The 16,432-nt window shown below is 55.5% G+C and carries 14 protein-coding genes; 11 read left to right on the forward strand and 3 right to left on the reverse strand.

Annotated features, from left to right (window positions below; genetic code table 11):
- The first annotated feature begins 5 nt into the window (after positions 1 to 5).
- Genes mnmG through M8997_RS09010 form a run of 4 tightly spaced genes read left to right on the forward strand, consistent with a single transcriptional unit; the run spans position 6 to position 4,267 of the window.
- Positions 6 to 1,892: a tRNA uridine-5-carboxymethylaminomethyl(34) synthesis enzyme MnmG gene (gene mnmG, locus M8997_RS08995; protein WP_250016252.1), complete on the forward strand. Its 1,887-nt coding sequence runs from the start codon at positions 6 to 8 to the stop codon at positions 1,890 to 1,892.
- Complete coding sequence (gene rsmG, locus M8997_RS09000; protein WP_250016264.1) at positions 1,889 to 2,518, forward strand: 16S rRNA (guanine(527)-N(7))-methyltransferase RsmG; 630 nt, start codon at positions 1,889 to 1,891, stop codon at positions 2,516 to 2,518. Before mnmG ends, rsmG begins: the two co-directional genes overlap by 4 nt.
- Before the next feature lie 45 nt (positions 2,519 to 2,563).
- The gene (locus M8997_RS09005) at positions 2,564 to 3,352 is read left to right on the forward strand and encodes a ParA family protein (RefSeq protein ID WP_250016266.1); all 789 of its coding nucleotides are present in this window, start codon (positions 2,564 to 2,566) and stop codon (positions 3,350 to 3,352) included.
- A gap of 36 nt (positions 3,353 to 3,388) precedes the next feature.
- On the forward strand, positions 3,389 to 4,267 hold the full coding sequence (locus tag M8997_RS09010) for a ParB/RepB/Spo0J family partition protein (protein WP_250016268.1): 879 nt from the start codon (positions 3,389 to 3,391) through the stop codon (positions 4,265 to 4,267).
- A 24-nt stretch (positions 4,268 to 4,291) separates the two neighbouring features.
- Here the strand turns inward: M8997_RS09010 and holA are convergent, their stop codons facing one another.
- On the reverse strand, positions 4,292 to 5,335 hold the full coding sequence (gene holA, locus M8997_RS09015) for a DNA polymerase III subunit delta (protein ID WP_250016279.1): 1,044 nt from the start codon (positions 5,333 to 5,335) through the stop codon (positions 4,292 to 4,294).
- A gap of 477 nt (positions 5,336 to 5,812) precedes the next feature.
- Here holA and M8997_RS09020 point away from each other — a divergent pair, with 477 nt between their 5' ends.
- Together M8997_RS09020 and M8997_RS09025 are read left to right on the forward strand one after the other, a co-directional pair.
- The gene (locus M8997_RS09020) at positions 5,813 to 7,723 is read left to right on the forward strand and encodes a DUF262 domain-containing protein (protein WP_250016281.1); all 1,911 of its coding nucleotides are present in this window, start codon (positions 5,813 to 5,815) and stop codon (positions 7,721 to 7,723) included.
- A gap of 3 nt (positions 7,724 to 7,726) precedes the next feature.
- A complete protein-coding gene (locus M8997_RS09025; protein WP_250016284.1) occupies positions 7,727 to 8,503 on the forward strand; it encodes a helix-turn-helix domain-containing protein in 777 nt (258 codons plus the stop codon).
- A 49-nt stretch (positions 8,504 to 8,552) separates the two neighbouring features.
- Here the strand turns inward: M8997_RS09025 and M8997_RS09030 are convergent, their stop codons facing one another.
- Positions 8,553 to 8,720, reverse strand: coding sequence for a YegP family protein (locus M8997_RS09030; RefSeq protein WP_371929543.1), 168 nt, complete (start codon positions 8,718 to 8,720; stop codon positions 8,553 to 8,555).
- Between the two features lie 137 nt (positions 8,721 to 8,857).
- Positions 8,858 to 9,109, reverse strand: a complete 252-nt coding sequence (locus M8997_RS09035; RefSeq protein WP_250017216.1) for a hypothetical protein — start codon at positions 9,107 to 9,109, stop codon at positions 8,858 to 8,860.
- A 172-nt stretch (positions 9,110 to 9,281) separates the two neighbouring features.
- Between M8997_RS09035 and M8997_RS09040 the strand changes: the two genes are divergently transcribed.
- Genes M8997_RS09040 through M8997_RS09060 form a run of 5 tightly spaced genes read left to right on the forward strand, consistent with a single transcriptional unit; the run spans position 9,282 to position 16,430 of the window.
- Positions 9,282 to 9,902 (forward strand): restriction endonuclease subunit S, encoded by a 621-nt coding sequence (locus M8997_RS09040; RefSeq protein ID WP_250016286.1) that lies wholly within the window; start codon positions 9,282 to 9,284, stop codon positions 9,900 to 9,902.
- A 7-nt stretch (positions 9,903 to 9,909) separates the two neighbouring features.
- Positions 9,910 to 11,436: a class I SAM-dependent DNA methyltransferase gene (locus tag M8997_RS09045; protein WP_250016288.1), complete on the forward strand. Its 1,527-nt coding sequence runs from the start codon at positions 9,910 to 9,912 to the stop codon at positions 11,434 to 11,436.
- Positions 11,426 to 12,727, forward strand: coding sequence for a restriction endonuclease subunit S (locus M8997_RS09050; RefSeq protein WP_250016291.1), 1,302 nt, complete (start codon positions 11,426 to 11,428; stop codon positions 12,725 to 12,727). The genes M8997_RS09045 and M8997_RS09050 overlap by 11 nt, the downstream gene beginning before the upstream one ends.
- A complete protein-coding gene (locus M8997_RS09055; protein ID WP_250016302.1) occupies positions 12,724 to 15,693 on the forward strand; it encodes a type I restriction endonuclease subunit R in 2,970 nt (989 codons plus the stop codon). Before M8997_RS09050 ends, M8997_RS09055 begins: the two co-directional genes overlap by 4 nt.
- Positions 15,690 to 16,430, forward strand: a complete 741-nt coding sequence (locus M8997_RS09060) for a M48 family metallopeptidase (RefSeq protein WP_250016304.1) — start codon at positions 15,690 to 15,692, stop codon at positions 16,428 to 16,430. Before M8997_RS09055 ends, M8997_RS09060 begins: the two co-directional genes overlap by 4 nt.
- Positions 16,431 to 16,432 lie beyond the last annotated feature (2 nt).

Consider the following 16,432-nt stretch of genomic DNA (forward strand, 5'->3'; position numbering starts at 1 on the left):
GCAATATGAGAGTCGCCGCTGTGGAAACCTCTTTTGACGTCATAGTGATCGGTGGCGGCCACGCCGGCTGTGAGGCAGCCGCTGCAGCTGCCCGATTTGGTGCGCGCACGGCGTTGGTCACACAGCGCCGCGATACAATCGGCGTGATGTCCTGCAATCCCGCGATTGGCGGCTTGGGCAAGGGCCACCTTGTTCGCGAGATCGATGCACTTGACGGGCTTATGGGCCGTGTTGCGGACGCAGCTGGCATTCAGTTTCGCCTGTTGAACAGGCGCAAAGGCCCGGCGGTGCGGGGTCCGCGAACGCAGGCCGACCGCAAGCTGTATCGACTTGCCATGCAGGACGCGATCTCACAGCAACCCAATCTGATGGTTGTGGAAGGTAGCGCGGATGATCTCATTGTCGAACAGGATCGCCTCACCGGCATTCGACTGCTCGATGGGCAGCAGCTGCGCTGTCGTTCTGTCGTTCTGACGACGGGCACATTCCTGCGTGGCTTGATCCATATTGGCGAGAAGAAGATGCCTGCTGGGCGCATGGGCGAAGCTCCTGCCCTCGGCCTATCGGATACGCTGGCAAGGTTTGGTTTCGCGCTTGGGCGTTTGAAAACCGGTACGCCGCCGCGGCTGGACGGGCGGACCATTGACTGGGCAGGCCTTGATGTACAGTTGGCAGATGAGTCGCCGGTGCCGTTCTCGCTGATGACTGACAGGATCACCAACCCGCAAATCGATTGCGGTATCACTCGCACGACGGCGGCGAGCCATGCGGTTATTCGCGACAATCTGCATCGGTCGGCAATGTATTCCGGTTCGATCGAAGGCATTGGTCCGCGTTACTGTCCTTCTATCGAGGACAAGATCGTCAAGTTTGGCGATCGCGACGGTCACCAGATATTCCTGGAACCGGAGGGGCTGGACGACCACACCGTCTACCCGAACGGTATTTCGACCTCCCTGCCCGAGGATGCGCAACTCGCTTTGCTGAAGACGATTCCAGGCCTGGAACAGGCTACCATGCTTCAGCCCGGCTACGCCATTGAGTATGATTACGTCGACCCGAGAGAACTGAACCGGGATCTCCAGACTCGCAAATTACCCGGGCTGTTCCTGGCTGGGCAAATCAATGGTACGACGGGTTATGAGGAGGCGGCGGCGCAGGGCATCATTGCCGGTCTCAATGCAGCGCGGATTGCCGGAAATGCAGATACAATCATTGTGCAGCGTACGCAGGCCTATATTGGCGTCATGCTGGATGATCTGACGGCTCGTGGCGTCAGCGAGCCCTACCGCATGTTTACTTCACGTGCGGAATTCCGTCTTTCACTGCGTGCTGACAATGCGGATGAACGTCTGACGCCGCAGGCGGCGGCATGGGGGATTCTCGGCAGCGATCGCGCTGCGCGCTTCACGGAGAAGACCGACAAGCTCGCCGCGGCACGGGCTTTGGCCAAGTCGCTTACCGCTACCCCGAATGCAGCGGCTGCGGCTGGCGTGCATTTGAACCGTGACGGCGTGCGCCGTTCAGCCTATGAGCTTTTGGCATTTCCGGATATCGATGGCGAACGTCTGATCGGTCTGTGGCCGGAGCTAGGTTCCATTGACGCCAAAACCATGGCAGCGCTGGAGATCGAAGCACAATATGCCGTTTACCTGGACCGGCAGCAAAGTGACGTCGCGGCAATGGAGCGGGACGAGCGGTTGGCAATTCCGGATGGACTGGATTTCGCTAACACCGCCGGCCTATCCAATGAACTGAAGCACAAGCTGGCAACGCGTCAACCTCGTTCGATCGCTGAGGCACAGCGTATCGACGGCATGACGCCGGCGGCGCTTGCCCTTATCATCGCTCAGATACGCAAGGCGGAAACCAGCCACAGGAACGTCGCGTGAGCGATCGTCTGGCCGAGCTACGGGATTTGGTGCCTGATGTTTCACGTGAAACACTGGCGGATCTGATCGCGTTTGAAGCGCTGTTCCAGAAGTGGTCAAAATCGATCAATCTGGCTTCTCCAGCGACGCTTGATCAACTTTGGTCGCGCCATATCCTCGACAGCGCCCAGCTCTTCAGTCTAGCGCCTGGCGCCCAGCGCTGGCTCGATCTCGGATCGGGTGGTGGCTTTCCCGGGATAGTCCTTGCTCTGATATTGAAGGCCCATGACGGCCGCCATATCGACCTCGTCGAGAGCAATATGAAGAAAGCGGCGTTTCTGCGTACGGCGCTTGGGCAGTTTCGTGCCCCAGCTACGGTTCATGCTCAACGAATCGAAGATACGACCTCGCTCATCAAGGATCCGGACATCATTACGGCACGCGCACTGGCTTCTTTAAACGACCTTTTGCGGCTCGCGCAGCCCTGGTTGGCTGCTGGCGCTACGGCGCTGTTTCAAAAAGGTCGGGATTACAGGCGAGAGATCGATGAATGTCGTGACGCATGGACCTTCGATCTGGTAGAACATAGAAGCGCAATCGATCAAGATTCTGTCATTCTGCAGATTTCGAATGTCCAGCGCTATTAGAGCAACCGATATCGACAGCGATAGAAGTCAGTTCAGGAACAGATCATGAGCCGCGAGACCCGCATAATAGCCATAGCGAACCAGAAGGGTGGGGTGGGTAAGACGACAACGGCCATCAATCTCGCAACGGCGTTGGCCGCAATTGGCGAGAAGGTGCTGATCGTGGACCTTGATCCTCAGGGCAATGCGAGCACCGGATTGGGTGTGGACAGGAAAGCGCGCGCGATTTCGTCCTATGACGTTCTGATGCAGCAAGCTTCCGTCATGGAGGCTGCTGTCGCAACTGCGGTTCCGAGCCTTTCGCTTATTCCGTCGACGCTTGATCTTCTCGGCGTGGAGATGGAGATCGCCAGCGCTAGCGACCGTGCGACGCGGCTGCGGCGGGCGTTTACGACCGGATCGCTTCCTTTTAGCTATATTCTGATCGATTGTCCGCCGTCGCTCAATCTGTTGACGATGAACGCCATGTCAGCTGCGGATTCCGTGCTGGTGCCGTTGCAGTGCGAGTTTTTTGCGCTCGAGGGTTTGAGTCAATTGCTCGAAACGGTGGGGCAAGTCAGGGCGGCATTGAATCCGGCGCTGACGATTCAGGGCATCGTGCTGACCATGTATGACGGCCGCAACAACCTCGCCACGCAAGTTGTTGAAGATGTTCGCTCCTTCATGGGCGACAAGGTCTATAAGACGGTGATTCCGCGCAATGTCCGCGTCTCGGAGGCGCCTTCCTATGGCATCCCGGCGATTTTGTATGATCTGAAATGCGCCGGCAGCCAGGCATATCTGCAGTTGGCATCAGAAGTCATTCAGCGAGAGCGGCTTTTGCGGGCTGCTTGATCGATTCGATAACGAAACATAATAAGGCATGGGACTATGAACGAAGATCTGTCGAAAAAGCGTCTCGGGCGGGGTTTGGCTGCCTTGATCGGCGAGATGGACCGGGTGCCGGAGGAAAAAGTCGCCCCGGTTGCAACCATGGATCGGCAAATTCCCATAGAGTTCATTTCGCGCAATCCGCGCAATCCGCGGCGTCTGTTCACCGAAGGTGATCTTGAGGATCTCACGCACTCGATCAGGGAGCATGGAATCGTGCAACCCGTGGTCGTGCGCCCGGTCGCCGGCAGTTCAGATCGCTTTGAGCTGATCGCTGGCGAGCGTCGTTGGCGGGCGGCGCAGCGTGCGGGTTTGGCGGCTATTCCAGTAATCATTCGCGAGGTGGATGATCGCGTCGCGCTGGAACTTGCGATTATCGAGAACGTTCAGCGTGCAGATCTCAATCCGATTGAAGAAGGCATGGGATATCAACAACTTATCGATGAACACGAGTACACGCAGGCGGATCTGGCCCAGGTGATCGGCAAGAGCCGAAGCCACGTCGCCAATACTCTTCGTCTGTTGAAATTGCCTGAAACCGTGCGCGACCTGATCACCAACGGTTCGCTGTCGGCGGGCCATGCGCGAACGCTGATCACTGCGGAGGACCCGTCGGGCCTGGCGAACAAGATTATCCGCGATGGGCTGTCTGTGCGTCAGGCCGAGGCGCTGGCCCAGGGCGAGGGCGGCAAGCCCGCCTCCGGGCAAAAGGCTGCCGAGCGTGAAAAGGATGCCGATACGCAGGCGCTGGAGAAGCTGCTGTCCGACGTGACGGGAATGCAAGTAAGCGTTAACCATAAGAACAAGGGCGGCGACGTGCGCATCCAGTACACGACGCTGGAACAGCTGGACGAAATCTGCCGGCGCCTGCAGAGCTGACGCCGCCGACCAACGCCGAGCCGATCAACGTCGACCGGCGCGCGCGGCCTCGGCTGTAAGAGCAATCATGGTCTGCCGGATAATCGGGATGGCGAGAGCGGCGTTGCGGCGGCTCTCCAATACGGTCTTCTGCAGTCGTTGCAGCGCCCGTCCGCAAGATGCCGTCGTCCAGCGCTGCAGAGCCGTCTCAACAAGCTTCTTGCGCGCGAAGAATATCGGCGGGCGGGCACCGGCAACGGCCGATGCGGCGTTGGCGCCACCGACTTCCATGCCGTAACGTAACGTTTGTAACGCCTGGAATTGCCGGATTGCGGCGCTGAGAATCATGAAACTGGACGAGCCGACATTGATAACCTTGTCGAAGGTTCGAGTGAAATCGCCGATATTCCCGACAAGCATGGCATCGATGATCGTATCGAACGAGACCGCACTGGCATCGCCGATAATATCGCGCACGTCTTCGACACCTATCCGTTCGCGGCCATGGGCGTAAAGGCAGATTTTCTCAAGCTCGGCCCGGGTGGCCAGCCTGTCGCCGCCCAGGCTTTCCTTCAGCAGCGTGCGCGCATCAAGCGTGATCTGCAGGCGGTATCGCGTCAGCATCTCGTCGATCGTGGCGTCGATGCCGCGCGCGTCGTCGCTATAACAGGGCAGGGCCATGGCGCTCGCGCTCTGTTCGACAACGCCGCGCAGGCCAGCACCTTTTTTCAAGTCGCCAGCCTCGATCAGAATGAATGTATCCGGTGGCGGATCCTTGGCCAGCGTGGCGACGACGTCGGCGAGTGCCTTCTGCCCCTGCGCATTGCGCACCCAGATGAGACGATCGCCGCCAAACATCGAAATCGTATTCGCTTCGTCCGCCAGCCGGCCGGGTTCCGCTTGTATGGCGTCGCCATCAAGGCGGATCACGGCGAAGGGGTCGTCCTTGGCCAAACCGGTCAGCTCGATGAATCGCTCGGCTCTCTCGCTGACCATGCCCTTGTCGGGTCCATAAATCAGCACGATCGGGTAGCTGCGATCCAGCCGCTTGAGAAAGGATTCTACTTCATGGGCTTTCTTTTGTGACATGGCGCAGGTTTAGCGCATTCGCGGCCCGACAGGAATCGGTTTTATCCATCAAGCGCCATCTCGTGTGCAGGGGCGTGCAATCTGAATGCCGGACTGAAATGCAAAAAGGCCCGGTAGAACCGGGCCTTTTGATCTTCGGACAACTGGAGCGGGAAATGGGATTCGAACCCACGACCCCAACCTTGGCAAGGGAAACATTGGTTTGTTGCGCAAATTTGTCTTAGTGCTCAGAATTACCACGATTTGCGCCACACAACGAATTTATTTTGGGCTACGTGTCTTGACTTATAGTGGGGAATTAAATGCATCTTAGTATTACTGTCTACCGCAGTGAATGCAGAATGCTGTAACCATGAAGTAACCGGATTTGTATCAGGCCGCGGTGCAGATAATTTATAACTTTGGAAACATGGAAACTAACAGTGTGTTGGCACTTTTTCGGGGCATGGCACGCAAGAAGAATGCTGGTGAGGAATAATGTCGAATTTGCAGGTTTCGGAAATCAATGTTCCGGGGGTTATCAAAAAACTGAAGTCGTCCGAATGGCTCTCGCCGTTATTTCAACGAGACTTCGTTTGGAGTAATGCCTCAGTAGTATCATTGGTCAACTCAATAATTGACGCCAGACCTGTTGGTATGATTACCCTCTGGGAACAAGAGGGTACGAGCGCATTACCGCTGGAGCCAATCTCAATTGCTGACGCACAGGCAGTTTCTGGAAAAAGCGTGGAGAAATATTTTGGAGATCCACAAGCTAGGCCGGGTCGCTACTATGCCATATTAGACGGGAGGCAACGCTCGACAGCACTTGCTCTAGCGTTTGGCGGACTGCGCGCATCTTCCGGTAAATTTCGTAATTCGGGGCGATATTTCTTAGATGTAACTGCCACAGAAAATACTGAGCGTGTAAAGTTCATATCTGAAAAAGACGTAACTCGGCGCCAACTCAATATTTTAAAGATAGCCGTCTCGAATGGTCTTTTCCCCCTTGAGGTAGAAGATCCTGACGCGATTTTCGATCAATGGATGTCTTATCTTCAGCATATACGTAATCCTGACTACTACAGCAACGGAGTATTGCCAGAAGAAGTGGAATTGCAGAGACGCAATCGTATTTTGCAGTCCGCATTCAATGGCATTATAAAGACAAAAATTGCTCTCTATACGGTTCCTCCCACGTACGATCTTGCCGAAATCTGCGATATATTTGAGACTCTGAACACGACCGGGACAAAGGTTTCAACGGTAGATCTGATACATTCTAATATTTATAGCGACACGGTAAACGACTCTGTCGGTCCGATCCTTATTAGAGATAGCATCGATGAACTTGGTGAGTTGGATGGCGCAATTGGCTGGGCGTCCTCAAAAGAACGGCCAGAATTGATTGCGCAATTTGCAGCAGCTATGCATGTGGCGCTTGATTCCAAACCTGAAACACGACCTATCGGAACGAAGGAATATCGGATCTCAAGTATAAAATCTCAAGATCTTTTGGCTTTGCCAGCTAAACATTGGCGCAAAGTTTTTGATGAAAGTTCAAAGTTTGCAGGATTTATGGGAGCATTTCAGCTAGCAGTGGCAGGCGGGCACTTTACAATGGCGCAATGCCCCTATCCCGCCGTTGCCTCCATTTACGTAGCTTTGCGTTGGTTCTATGAATTCGATCGAGGTACCGATGTTGAGTGGAATCCGACCACTCACCTCGATCCAATATTTCGGGCGTTCTTTTGGCGAAATGCACTCGCAACAAGATATGACCAAGGCTTCCTTACCCAAATTGGGACCGATATTAGGTCGCTTAAAACGTTCTTAAGCGGTGTTAGGATCGGTGATAATTACGATGCCTGGAAGGCGAGCGCCAACGCTTGGCTCGACGAAAATGTGGCTAAATCATTGGACCGAGAATCACTTTTTGAAATTGTGACGGATGGAAGTGAGGCGGGGGCACTAAAAAGGGCTTCGGTACTGCTTTTATACTCAAGGGCCGGTTTGGACGCTATTGATGGCGCAACGCCCATTCAACACGGTTCGGGGCAATTGCAGCTACATCATATCTATCCAAAAGATTGGTGCGCAAACAACAACTTTGGAAAAGCTGGCGACTTCATTGACATGGGCACTGCTAAAAGAGACTACGTTGGATCAGCAGCGAACCTTATGCCAATGGCTCGTGCTTCGAACCTCTCTTGGCGGAAAAAACATCCCGCTCAGTTCATAAAAGAAGAATCGTTGAGTTTTGATTCTCGTGCCAACATATGGAACGCTTATTTCATCAACCGCGACTGCTTTGAGGCTTTGGAATCTCCAGATGTAGATCCGGGCAAATTCTGGGAGCTAAGGGGCCAAGCGATAGCTACAGAGATTGCGCACCGAATGATGGTCTAGGTCATGTCTAGCGAAATTCCGCCCCCAATTTCTCGGACCATTGTGGCTGCGCTGACTCAACCAGTTCAAACGAATTTTGCGACATTGATTACGGAACTTGGTTGGAAAGAAAGAGGAGTACTAGAAGCTCTCCTATGTCTCCGCGATATTCTTCAGGCTTGGCAGATTGAGTGCGAGCCGCCCATTGGAGAACTCGGCCTGGAGGACGACCGTATTATAAAGCGTAGTTCTGCTGATGACCCATTGCAGCTCGTTATGGCGGACATCGCCCTCGGTGAAGGCAACACCATCGAATGGAAGGAAACTATCCTTCTCGATGTAAAGAAGCATGCGATCGGCGGAAAACCGCTTTCGGAATGCTATTCGGAGAGAGTTCTGCTCTCTTCATTGAAAACCATTGCAGCTTTTCTCAATTCAACTGGTGGAACGCTGCTCGTAGGGGTAAATGATATAGGGGAAATAACTGGAATCGAGAAAGAATTTTCGTTAATCCCAGGTGCCAAAAAATTGGATTTCGACGAGTGGGAATTGTACTTGCGTACGTTAATTGAGAAATATTTTCACAATGGGAGAAGCATAACTTCATCCATTCAAGTAACGAGGGCGCAGCACGCTAACGGTATTGTAGCGAGAATAGTAGTCGGACCGCGTCGGGGGCTATGTATAATGAAAAGTACAGAACTCGGAGATCAATTATTTATTCGCGCTGGAAACAGAACACTTTCAGTTGGTTTAACTGATCTTGAAGAATATTTTTCACTTTCAAAATCGTTCGTTTAAAACTTTTGACCAATATCCGGCAACAAGTGCCGGATATTGGTCTTCTAAGTTAAGTACGATCGATCACAGAGGCCGTGGGTATAATCCGTTTGGCGGCGCTCACACCACCTTCTGCGGATTGTTTCGTTGTATAAACTTCCGAATGGCAGATAGTTTCCCCATTAGAGGCCTTAAGACGCCAATAGTAACCGCCTGTCGCGCGCATAATTTCAAACATTTGTAGTTGCCCTCCTTGGGCATTTTGAGTCAGCCCCGCCCGAAGCGGCGAGGCATTGACGTTTGAGAGGGGGGCAGCTAGAAACGTATTTGTTCAAGATACGACTAGCGGGCTTCGGCCCCTTTGGAAACCGGGTGTTAGCTCAGCCGGTTTTCAAGCCATGTCGCCTTCGGGGTCATATATGGCCCCTTAGGCGGAAGTTCGCCGGGACTCGCCGGCGGTACTTCCGGAAACCGCGTCCCACCCTTTACTTCAGCAATGCGGCCCTGGTTGAGGCCGAAGAACGCTGCGATATCGTGATGGCGGTCGCCCCGCTCGATCATTCCCCGAATGAGCGCCGCATCGCGCTCGGTGATAGTGAGGCCGCTCGGCCTCGCACGTGATCCCATATACTTCTCCTGTGTTTTCAGCGTCAGACTCTGGCCTAACCCCTCCTATATGAGGGAGAGTCTCCCGATAGTCAAGAGCAAATCTAATTATTTAGAACCGTAGCCTATTACGGTTTTATTATTACTTGACTTCGTAGCGTGCTACGGGTATCTACGATATATGGAAAAGCAAATGGGAATGGTAGCGTTAAGCCGCTCCGGCACACGCCTTCAGGATGTCGCCGAGGTTTTTGCGGGTGTGGGGGTATCGCGCGAGGAAACGATCGTTCGTCCGGGGGGCAGGCTGCGGGTTATCGGCGTGCGTGACCTTCAAGATGGTGCGGTTGCCGCGCGAGAAGCACTGGACACCGCAGGCTTTTCGTCCCCCTCCAAGGCCATGACCTATGCGGTTCAAGCTGACGACGTGCTCGTCACCGGACGCGGTACACTGTTGAAATTCGGCCTCGTTGGGGTCGAGACAGTAGGGGCAATCGCCAGCGCAAACATCATCGTCGTGCGACCCGGCCCCGATGTGGCGGGCGGTGCCCTGTTTGCGATCCTGTCGAGCGATGTGTTTCGCCCAAAGATAGAGGTCCTTCGGAGGGGCGCGACGACGCTGCTGTCCCTGTCACCGAAAGACCTTGCAAAGCTCGAAATAAATCTGCCGTCGATGAACGAACAGGAGCGCATTGCCGTCCTCGTTAAGGAAGCGCAAGTGGCTTACCGCACCGCCCTAGAGGCTGCCGAAATCCGCCGCTCACTCGGGCGGCGTCTAATTGACGCTCGCCTGTTTGGCGACAACCAGAACCATTGAGGGAAACATGGCCAAGCTCACACGTATCGAACTGGAAAATCATCTTTGGAAATCCGCCGACATCCTGCGCGGCTCCATCGATAGTTCCGACTATAAGATCTACATCTTTGGCTTTCTGTTCCTGAAGCGGCTTTCTGATCGGTTCGAGGAAGAAGCCAAGGAGGCTGTCCGTCAGGGCCTGCCGGAAGATGTCGCCTACAGCGACCCCGACGAGCATGAGTTCTTTCTGGTTGAACGTGCGCGTTGGTCGTCGATCAAAAAGCTGACGACAGGCATTGGCGACCACCTCAATAAAGCATGCGCCGCGATTGAAGACGCCAATCCCTCGATTGAAGGCGTACTGGCCAATATCGACTTCAACTCCGAATCGCGCCTTGGCGATGCCAAGAACCGAGAAGGCGTTCTGTCGCGTCTGATCGACCACTTCTCGCGCATCGACCTGTCCAACGCCTCTCTGTCCGAGCCGGATATGCTTGGTCGCGCCTATGAATACCTCATCGACAAATTTGCCGACGACGCAGGCAAGAAGGGCGGCGAGTTCTACACCCCCCACCATGTCGTGCGGCTGATTGTCGAGTTGCTAGACCCCAAGCCCGGCATGCGTATCAGCGACCCCACCTGTGGTTCAGGCGGCATGCTGGTCCAGGTCGCGGAGCATGTGGCGAAGCTCGAAGGTAAGCGGCTAGGCGAAGCGCTCAACATCACGCTGCATGGGCAGGAAAAGAACCTTGGCACATGGGCTATCGCCAAGATGAACCTGCTCCTGCACGGGCTTCGGGATGCGCGAATCGAAAAGGGCGATACGATCCGCAATCCGCGCTTGCTCGATCAGGACGGCAACCTCTTTCTTTATGATCGGGTGATCGCCAACCCGCCCTTCTCGCTGGATCGCTGGGGTGCAGAGGACGTTTCAGGCGACACCGAGAAGAAGGGCCATAACCGCTTCATCTATGGCATCCCACCCAAAAACATGGGTGATCTAGCCTTCGTGCAGCACATGGTTGCGACGCTCAATGCCAACGGTATTTGCGGCGTGGTGATGCCGCATGGAGTGCTGTTTCGTGGCTCAGGCGACGGGCGCATTCGCGAGGCGATGCTGAACGCCGGCCTATTCGAGGCGATTATCGGTTTGCCGGAAAACCTCTTCGCCGGCACTGGCATTCCAGCGACCGTCTTGATCCTCAACAAGGCGAAGGCACCTGAGCGCAAGGGCAAAGTACTGTTCATTCACGGCGCGAAGGAATTCGGGGAGCGGCCCAAAAAAAACATCTTGGGCGAGGGCAACATCACGCGCATCGTCAATGCCTTCGAAGCCTGGAAGGATGAGGACCGCTTTTGCCGCATCGTCGATATGAAGGAGATCGAAGAGAATGACTTCAACCTCAATATCTCACGCTACATCGACACGCTTGAACCCGAAAAGCCGATCGACGTGAAAGCTGAGCTTAGCAAACTCTGGGCCGCCGAGAAGGCACGCGATGAAGCCGCCGCGCGCATGAATGCCCTTCTCAAGGAGTTGGGTTATGTCGGCTGAAGTGCCTGAGGGGTGGCGGGAAGGGCGGCTGAAGGACCTTTGCGAAAATGTCGAGCGGCGGCTGGGAACTGGCGAAAAATTAGAACTTCTGAGCGTCGCAAAACGTGGCGTGGTTCCTCAATCGCAGACCTACGACAAGGAGATCTCGAGCGAGGACGTTTCCCGCTACCGAATTATAGAGCCCGGTGAGTTCGGGTTAGCTCCGATGGCGCTCTATTATGGTGCTATCGGTCGGTATCGCGGCGCCACTCCTGGGATCATAAGTCCCGCATATAACGTATTTCGTCATACCATGAACGCGGATCCTGACTACTTGGAAACTCTCATCCGTATGCCGCGCACGATAGCGAGATACGAAGCGTTGAGCCAAGGCGGCAATTTGGAAGGCAAGCGCAAGCTGACCCCTTATGATGCCTTCGAGACCGTCCAAATAGCTATTCCCCCGCTTCCCGAACAGCGCGCGATTGCCAACGTCTTGGGCTCGGTTGAGGAGGTTATCGCCAATACCGAGGCCTTGATTGCAGCGCTGGTCGACACCAAGCACGCAACCATGCGGGACTTGCTAACGCGTGGCGTTCAGCGCGAGAAGGCCTCAATGAAGCCGTTACCGGCGCGCTGGGTGCTCGGGCGGATCGCCGAGGGCATCACGCATATCCCGGCAGATTGGGACCTCGTGACACTGACGAAGGTTGCTAAGCTCGAAAGCGGTCATACACCTGACCGCAAGGAGTCAACCTATTGGGCCGGCAACATTCCTTGGATCTCGCTTCAAGATGCCGATGCACTCACCAAAGTGACCATCTCGGAGACCGCAGAAACCATTGGACCCTTGGGCTTAGCCAACTCATCCGCACGCATGCTTCCGGCAGGAACTGTTGTGCTTCAGCGAACTGCAAACGTTGGCCTTGCTTCTGTAATGGGTCGCGAGATGTGTACCAGTCAGCATTTTGCGAACTGGATTTGCGGAAGCAAGCTCGATCCATACTACCTTCAACAGGTATTCCGGCACATGTCGCGCGAGTGGCAGCGCCTTGTTGCGGGGAGCGTCCTGCCTGACATCTACATGGGAACCTTCAAGGCACTGCAAATTCTTCTCCCACCATTGGCGGAGCAGAAGAAAATTGGCGAGGTCGGCGTCGCCTTCGACCTGCGGATTGAAGAAGAAAGAAGCACCCTGACCGTCCTAATTGAGAACCGCAAGGCGCTTGCGCAAGAACTTCTCTCGGGTCGGATCCGCCTTCCAGAAAGCATCATTGCTCAGCATCGCGACAAACGCGGACAAGCTGCATGAACGAGACAAGCGAGCAGCTAGAGCGTGAATGGGTAGAGGAGCCGGCGACGGACCTGCTGCGAGTGCTATTCGACTATAAGTCGTTGGCCCAAGACGACGTGCGGCGGTTGCGCGACGGGCTGGCAGCAGAGCCGGTCCTGACGGTTCGCCTTACCGAATGCCTAAAGCGCCTCAATCCTTGGCTTGGTGAGGACGGCATTCGCCGCGCTGTTGCGGCGGTCACGCGCGTTACGGCCGTCGATGTGATGGAAGCCAACGAAAGCGCCTACACAGCCCTAACCTATGGCGTGACTGCTCCCCACACGGAAGACGGCAGACGACAGGACCGCAATGTGCGGTTCTTCGATTTCGACGATCCTTCCGCCAACACATTCGAGTTCGCGCGGCAAGTTGCCATCAAGGGCGCGCGTCAAGACATCATCCCGGATATCGTCGTTTACGTGAACGGCCTCCCGCTTGCGGCAATTGAATGCAAATCGCCGTCACTGGCCGACCCAATGGGCGAGGCAATTCGCCAGTTCCGCCGCTATGAAGGCCGGGATGAATTTGCCGGGCTTGGTGCTCCCCGTCTGTTCGAAACCGCGCAGATTTCCATTGCACTGGCGCGCGATGTAGCCAAGTATGGCACGACGCTGACGCCTGCTCGCCAATGGGCTGAGTGGAAAGACCCCTATCCGCTCACGCTCGATGCACTCGCGGCACAATTAGGCCGAACACCAACCGGACAAGACATCTTGCTCGCCGGGCTTCTCGCCCCGGCGAATCTGCTCGATCTCATCCGCAACTTCGTGATGTTCGAGACCATCGACGGGCGGCGCATCAAGAAACTGGCGCGCTATCAGCAATTCGTGGCCGTCGGCAAGGCGATTGAGCGCATCCGGACCGCATCTATTCCGCAGCGCCGTGGCGGCGTCATCCACCATACCCAAGGCTCCGGTAAATCGCTGACAATGGTGTTTCTGGCGACTAAGTTGCGTCGCCTGCCCGAAGCCGAAAACCCGACGATTGTCATCGTCACGGATCGAAACGACCTTGATGACCAAATTACCGGGCAATTCCAGCGCTCAGGCTTTGCTAACCCCATCCAAGCCGAAAGCGGAGACGCGCTGCGCAAAGCACTGTCAGGCGGTGCGGGAACGACTGTTCTGACTACTGTTCATAAGTTTCACAGCGCCGTACCGAAACGCTCGTCTGTCATCTCCAAGGCGCGGAACGTCTTCGTAATGGTTGATGAAGCGCACCGGACGCAATATGGCGCGCTTGCCGCCCGGATGCGGGCGGGGCTACCCAATGCCTGCATGATCGCCTTCACCGGCACGCCAATCGACAAAAAGGATCGCAGCACTCGGGAGGTCTTCGGCGACTACCTGCACCGCTACCTCATCGATCAGGCTGTGAAGGATGGGGCGACTGTCCCAATCTACTACGAGATGCGCGATGCCCAACTCCGGATCGATGGGCGCGATCTGGAACGGGATATTCGGGCCGCGTTTCCGGAACTGTCTGACGAAGAGGTCGAGAAACTGAAGCGCGGCATGCGGCTTCAGGAGAAGCTAGCCGGGGCGCCAGTTCGCGTTGAGGCTATCGCCAACGACATCCTTGCGCACTATCGAAGCACCATTGAGCCGAACGGTTTCAAAGGGCAGATCGTAACGGTCAATCGCGATGTCGCCGTAACTTATGTCGAGGCCTTGAGGCAGCTTGCCTCGCCCGAATGCGCGCTCATCATGTCCGCCTCCAACAATGACAGCGCCCGACTGCAAGCCCACCACCTGTCCAAGCGTGACCGCGATACTCTGATAAACAGGTTCAAGAAGCGCGACGATCCGCTGAAAATCTTGGTCGTGTGCGACATGCTGCTCACCGGCTTTGACGCGCCGATCGAGCAGGTTTTGTATCTCGATGCGCCCCTTCGTGAGCATACGCTTTTGCAAGCCATCGCCCGCGTGAATCGGACCGCTAATGGTAAGACCTATGGGCTGGTCGTCGATTATTGGGGCGACAACCGGCGCATTTCCGATGCTCTGGATATGTTCTCTGACGAGGACGGGATATCTAGTGCTTTGCGCCCGCTGTCGGAGAAAATCCAGCTTTTGGAAAGTCGGCACCGAGCGGCCACTCGGCTCTTTGAAGGGATAGGCCGTCAGGACGATACAGCAAGCGTTGAGCTGCTGCGTCCGGACGACATTCGCGCCAAATTTGAACTCGACTTCCTCCGTTTCGCTGAAGCCATGGATATGGTCCTGCCGGATCCCAAGGCATTGGAAGAACCCTATCCAACCGACCTGAAGTGGTTGTCGCGCATTCGCGTGCTTGCCCGTCGCGCCTATCATCAGGAGCCTTTTGACCCCAAAGACTACGGCGCGAAAGTCGGAGAGATTATTACCAGCCATCTCTCGGTAACGGGTGTCGAGCAGTTGCTGGTGAAATTCGACATTCTCGATCCTGCCTTCCGTCCGCATCTGGAAAGCCTTCGTTCGAGTGAGGCTAAAGCGGCGGAGATTGAACATGCCATTCGGCAAGAGATTCATGTCCACCGCGATGAAAATCCCGCAGCCTACTCCTCTCTCTGGGAGCAGCTTGAACGGATCGTCAGCGACAGGCGGGAAGCTCGGGTGTCCGCTGCCAGCGTGTTAATCCAGCTTGAAGTAATGATTGGACAAGCCGCAGACCTTCGCTTGGGCGCGTCTCTCAGGACCGATGGCCTCAGCGGAACGGCCTCAGCCATCTTACCATTCCTTGATGCTGATCTGCCTGACGCCGAGCGGTCACGGAGCGCGGCTGGTATCACCAAGGCGCTCGAAGAATATGCCCAGGTTGTTGACTGGCATCATAAAGAGGACGTGCAGCGTCAGATGCGCCGATCTATCAAGGAGCAGCTGCGCAACTTAGGATTGGACGCGCATAAGGTCGAAGCCACGACGGCAAAGATCATGGACGTGGCCCGCGCGAGGTACGCCGGATGACGGACGCCGCCCAGCATTCCATCTTCTTTGGAGGTGAAACTATTGTATTCCTGGTCGAGCGGACAGCGCGTCGGAAAACCGTTGCGATATCAGTTGGCTTCGATGGTGTTCGCGTCCTCGCACCATCGGACCTTGAGGATGATCGCGTCCTGGGCATCGTTCGCAAGAAAGGCGCTTGGTTGCTTCGTAAACAAGCGGCCTACCGAGAACTTGGCGGCCAGCCTGTAGCAAAGGAGTTTGTTAGCGGTGAGACCTTTCATTATCTCGGTCGCCAGTACCGCTTGAAGCTTATTCCGGACGAAAGCGCAGTTGTGACCCGCGTTGCCGCGAGAGGGTCGACGCTTGTCGCGCCGGTGCTGCCAAACGGGCACGCATCAGTTCAACGCGCCGCTGTCCGCAGTGGTCTTAAGCATTGGTATCGCGCGCGCGCGATCCAGCATTTTCCTGCCCGCACCAGGATGATTGCAGATATGCTTGGAATTGCGGTTCCACCCCTGAAGATCGTGGATCAGTCTAAACGTTGGGGAAGTTGCGATGCTCATGGCAGAATTCGCCTAAATTGGCGTTTGATTATGGCGCCGATGCATTTGGTCGACTATGTCATTTCTCACGAAGCCTGTCATATCCTTGAATACAGTCACTCTCGACGCTTTTGGCGTTCTCTTCAGGTCATTATGCCTGACTATGAGAAGCGTGTAAGAGAGTTAGATCGCCTGGGTTATCTATTTGTTTGGTGAAG

Source organism: Phyllobacterium sp. 21LDTY02-6, assembly GCF_023554255.2.
Classification (GTDB): Bacteria; Pseudomonadota; Alphaproteobacteria; order Rhizobiales; family Rhizobiaceae; genus Phyllobacterium.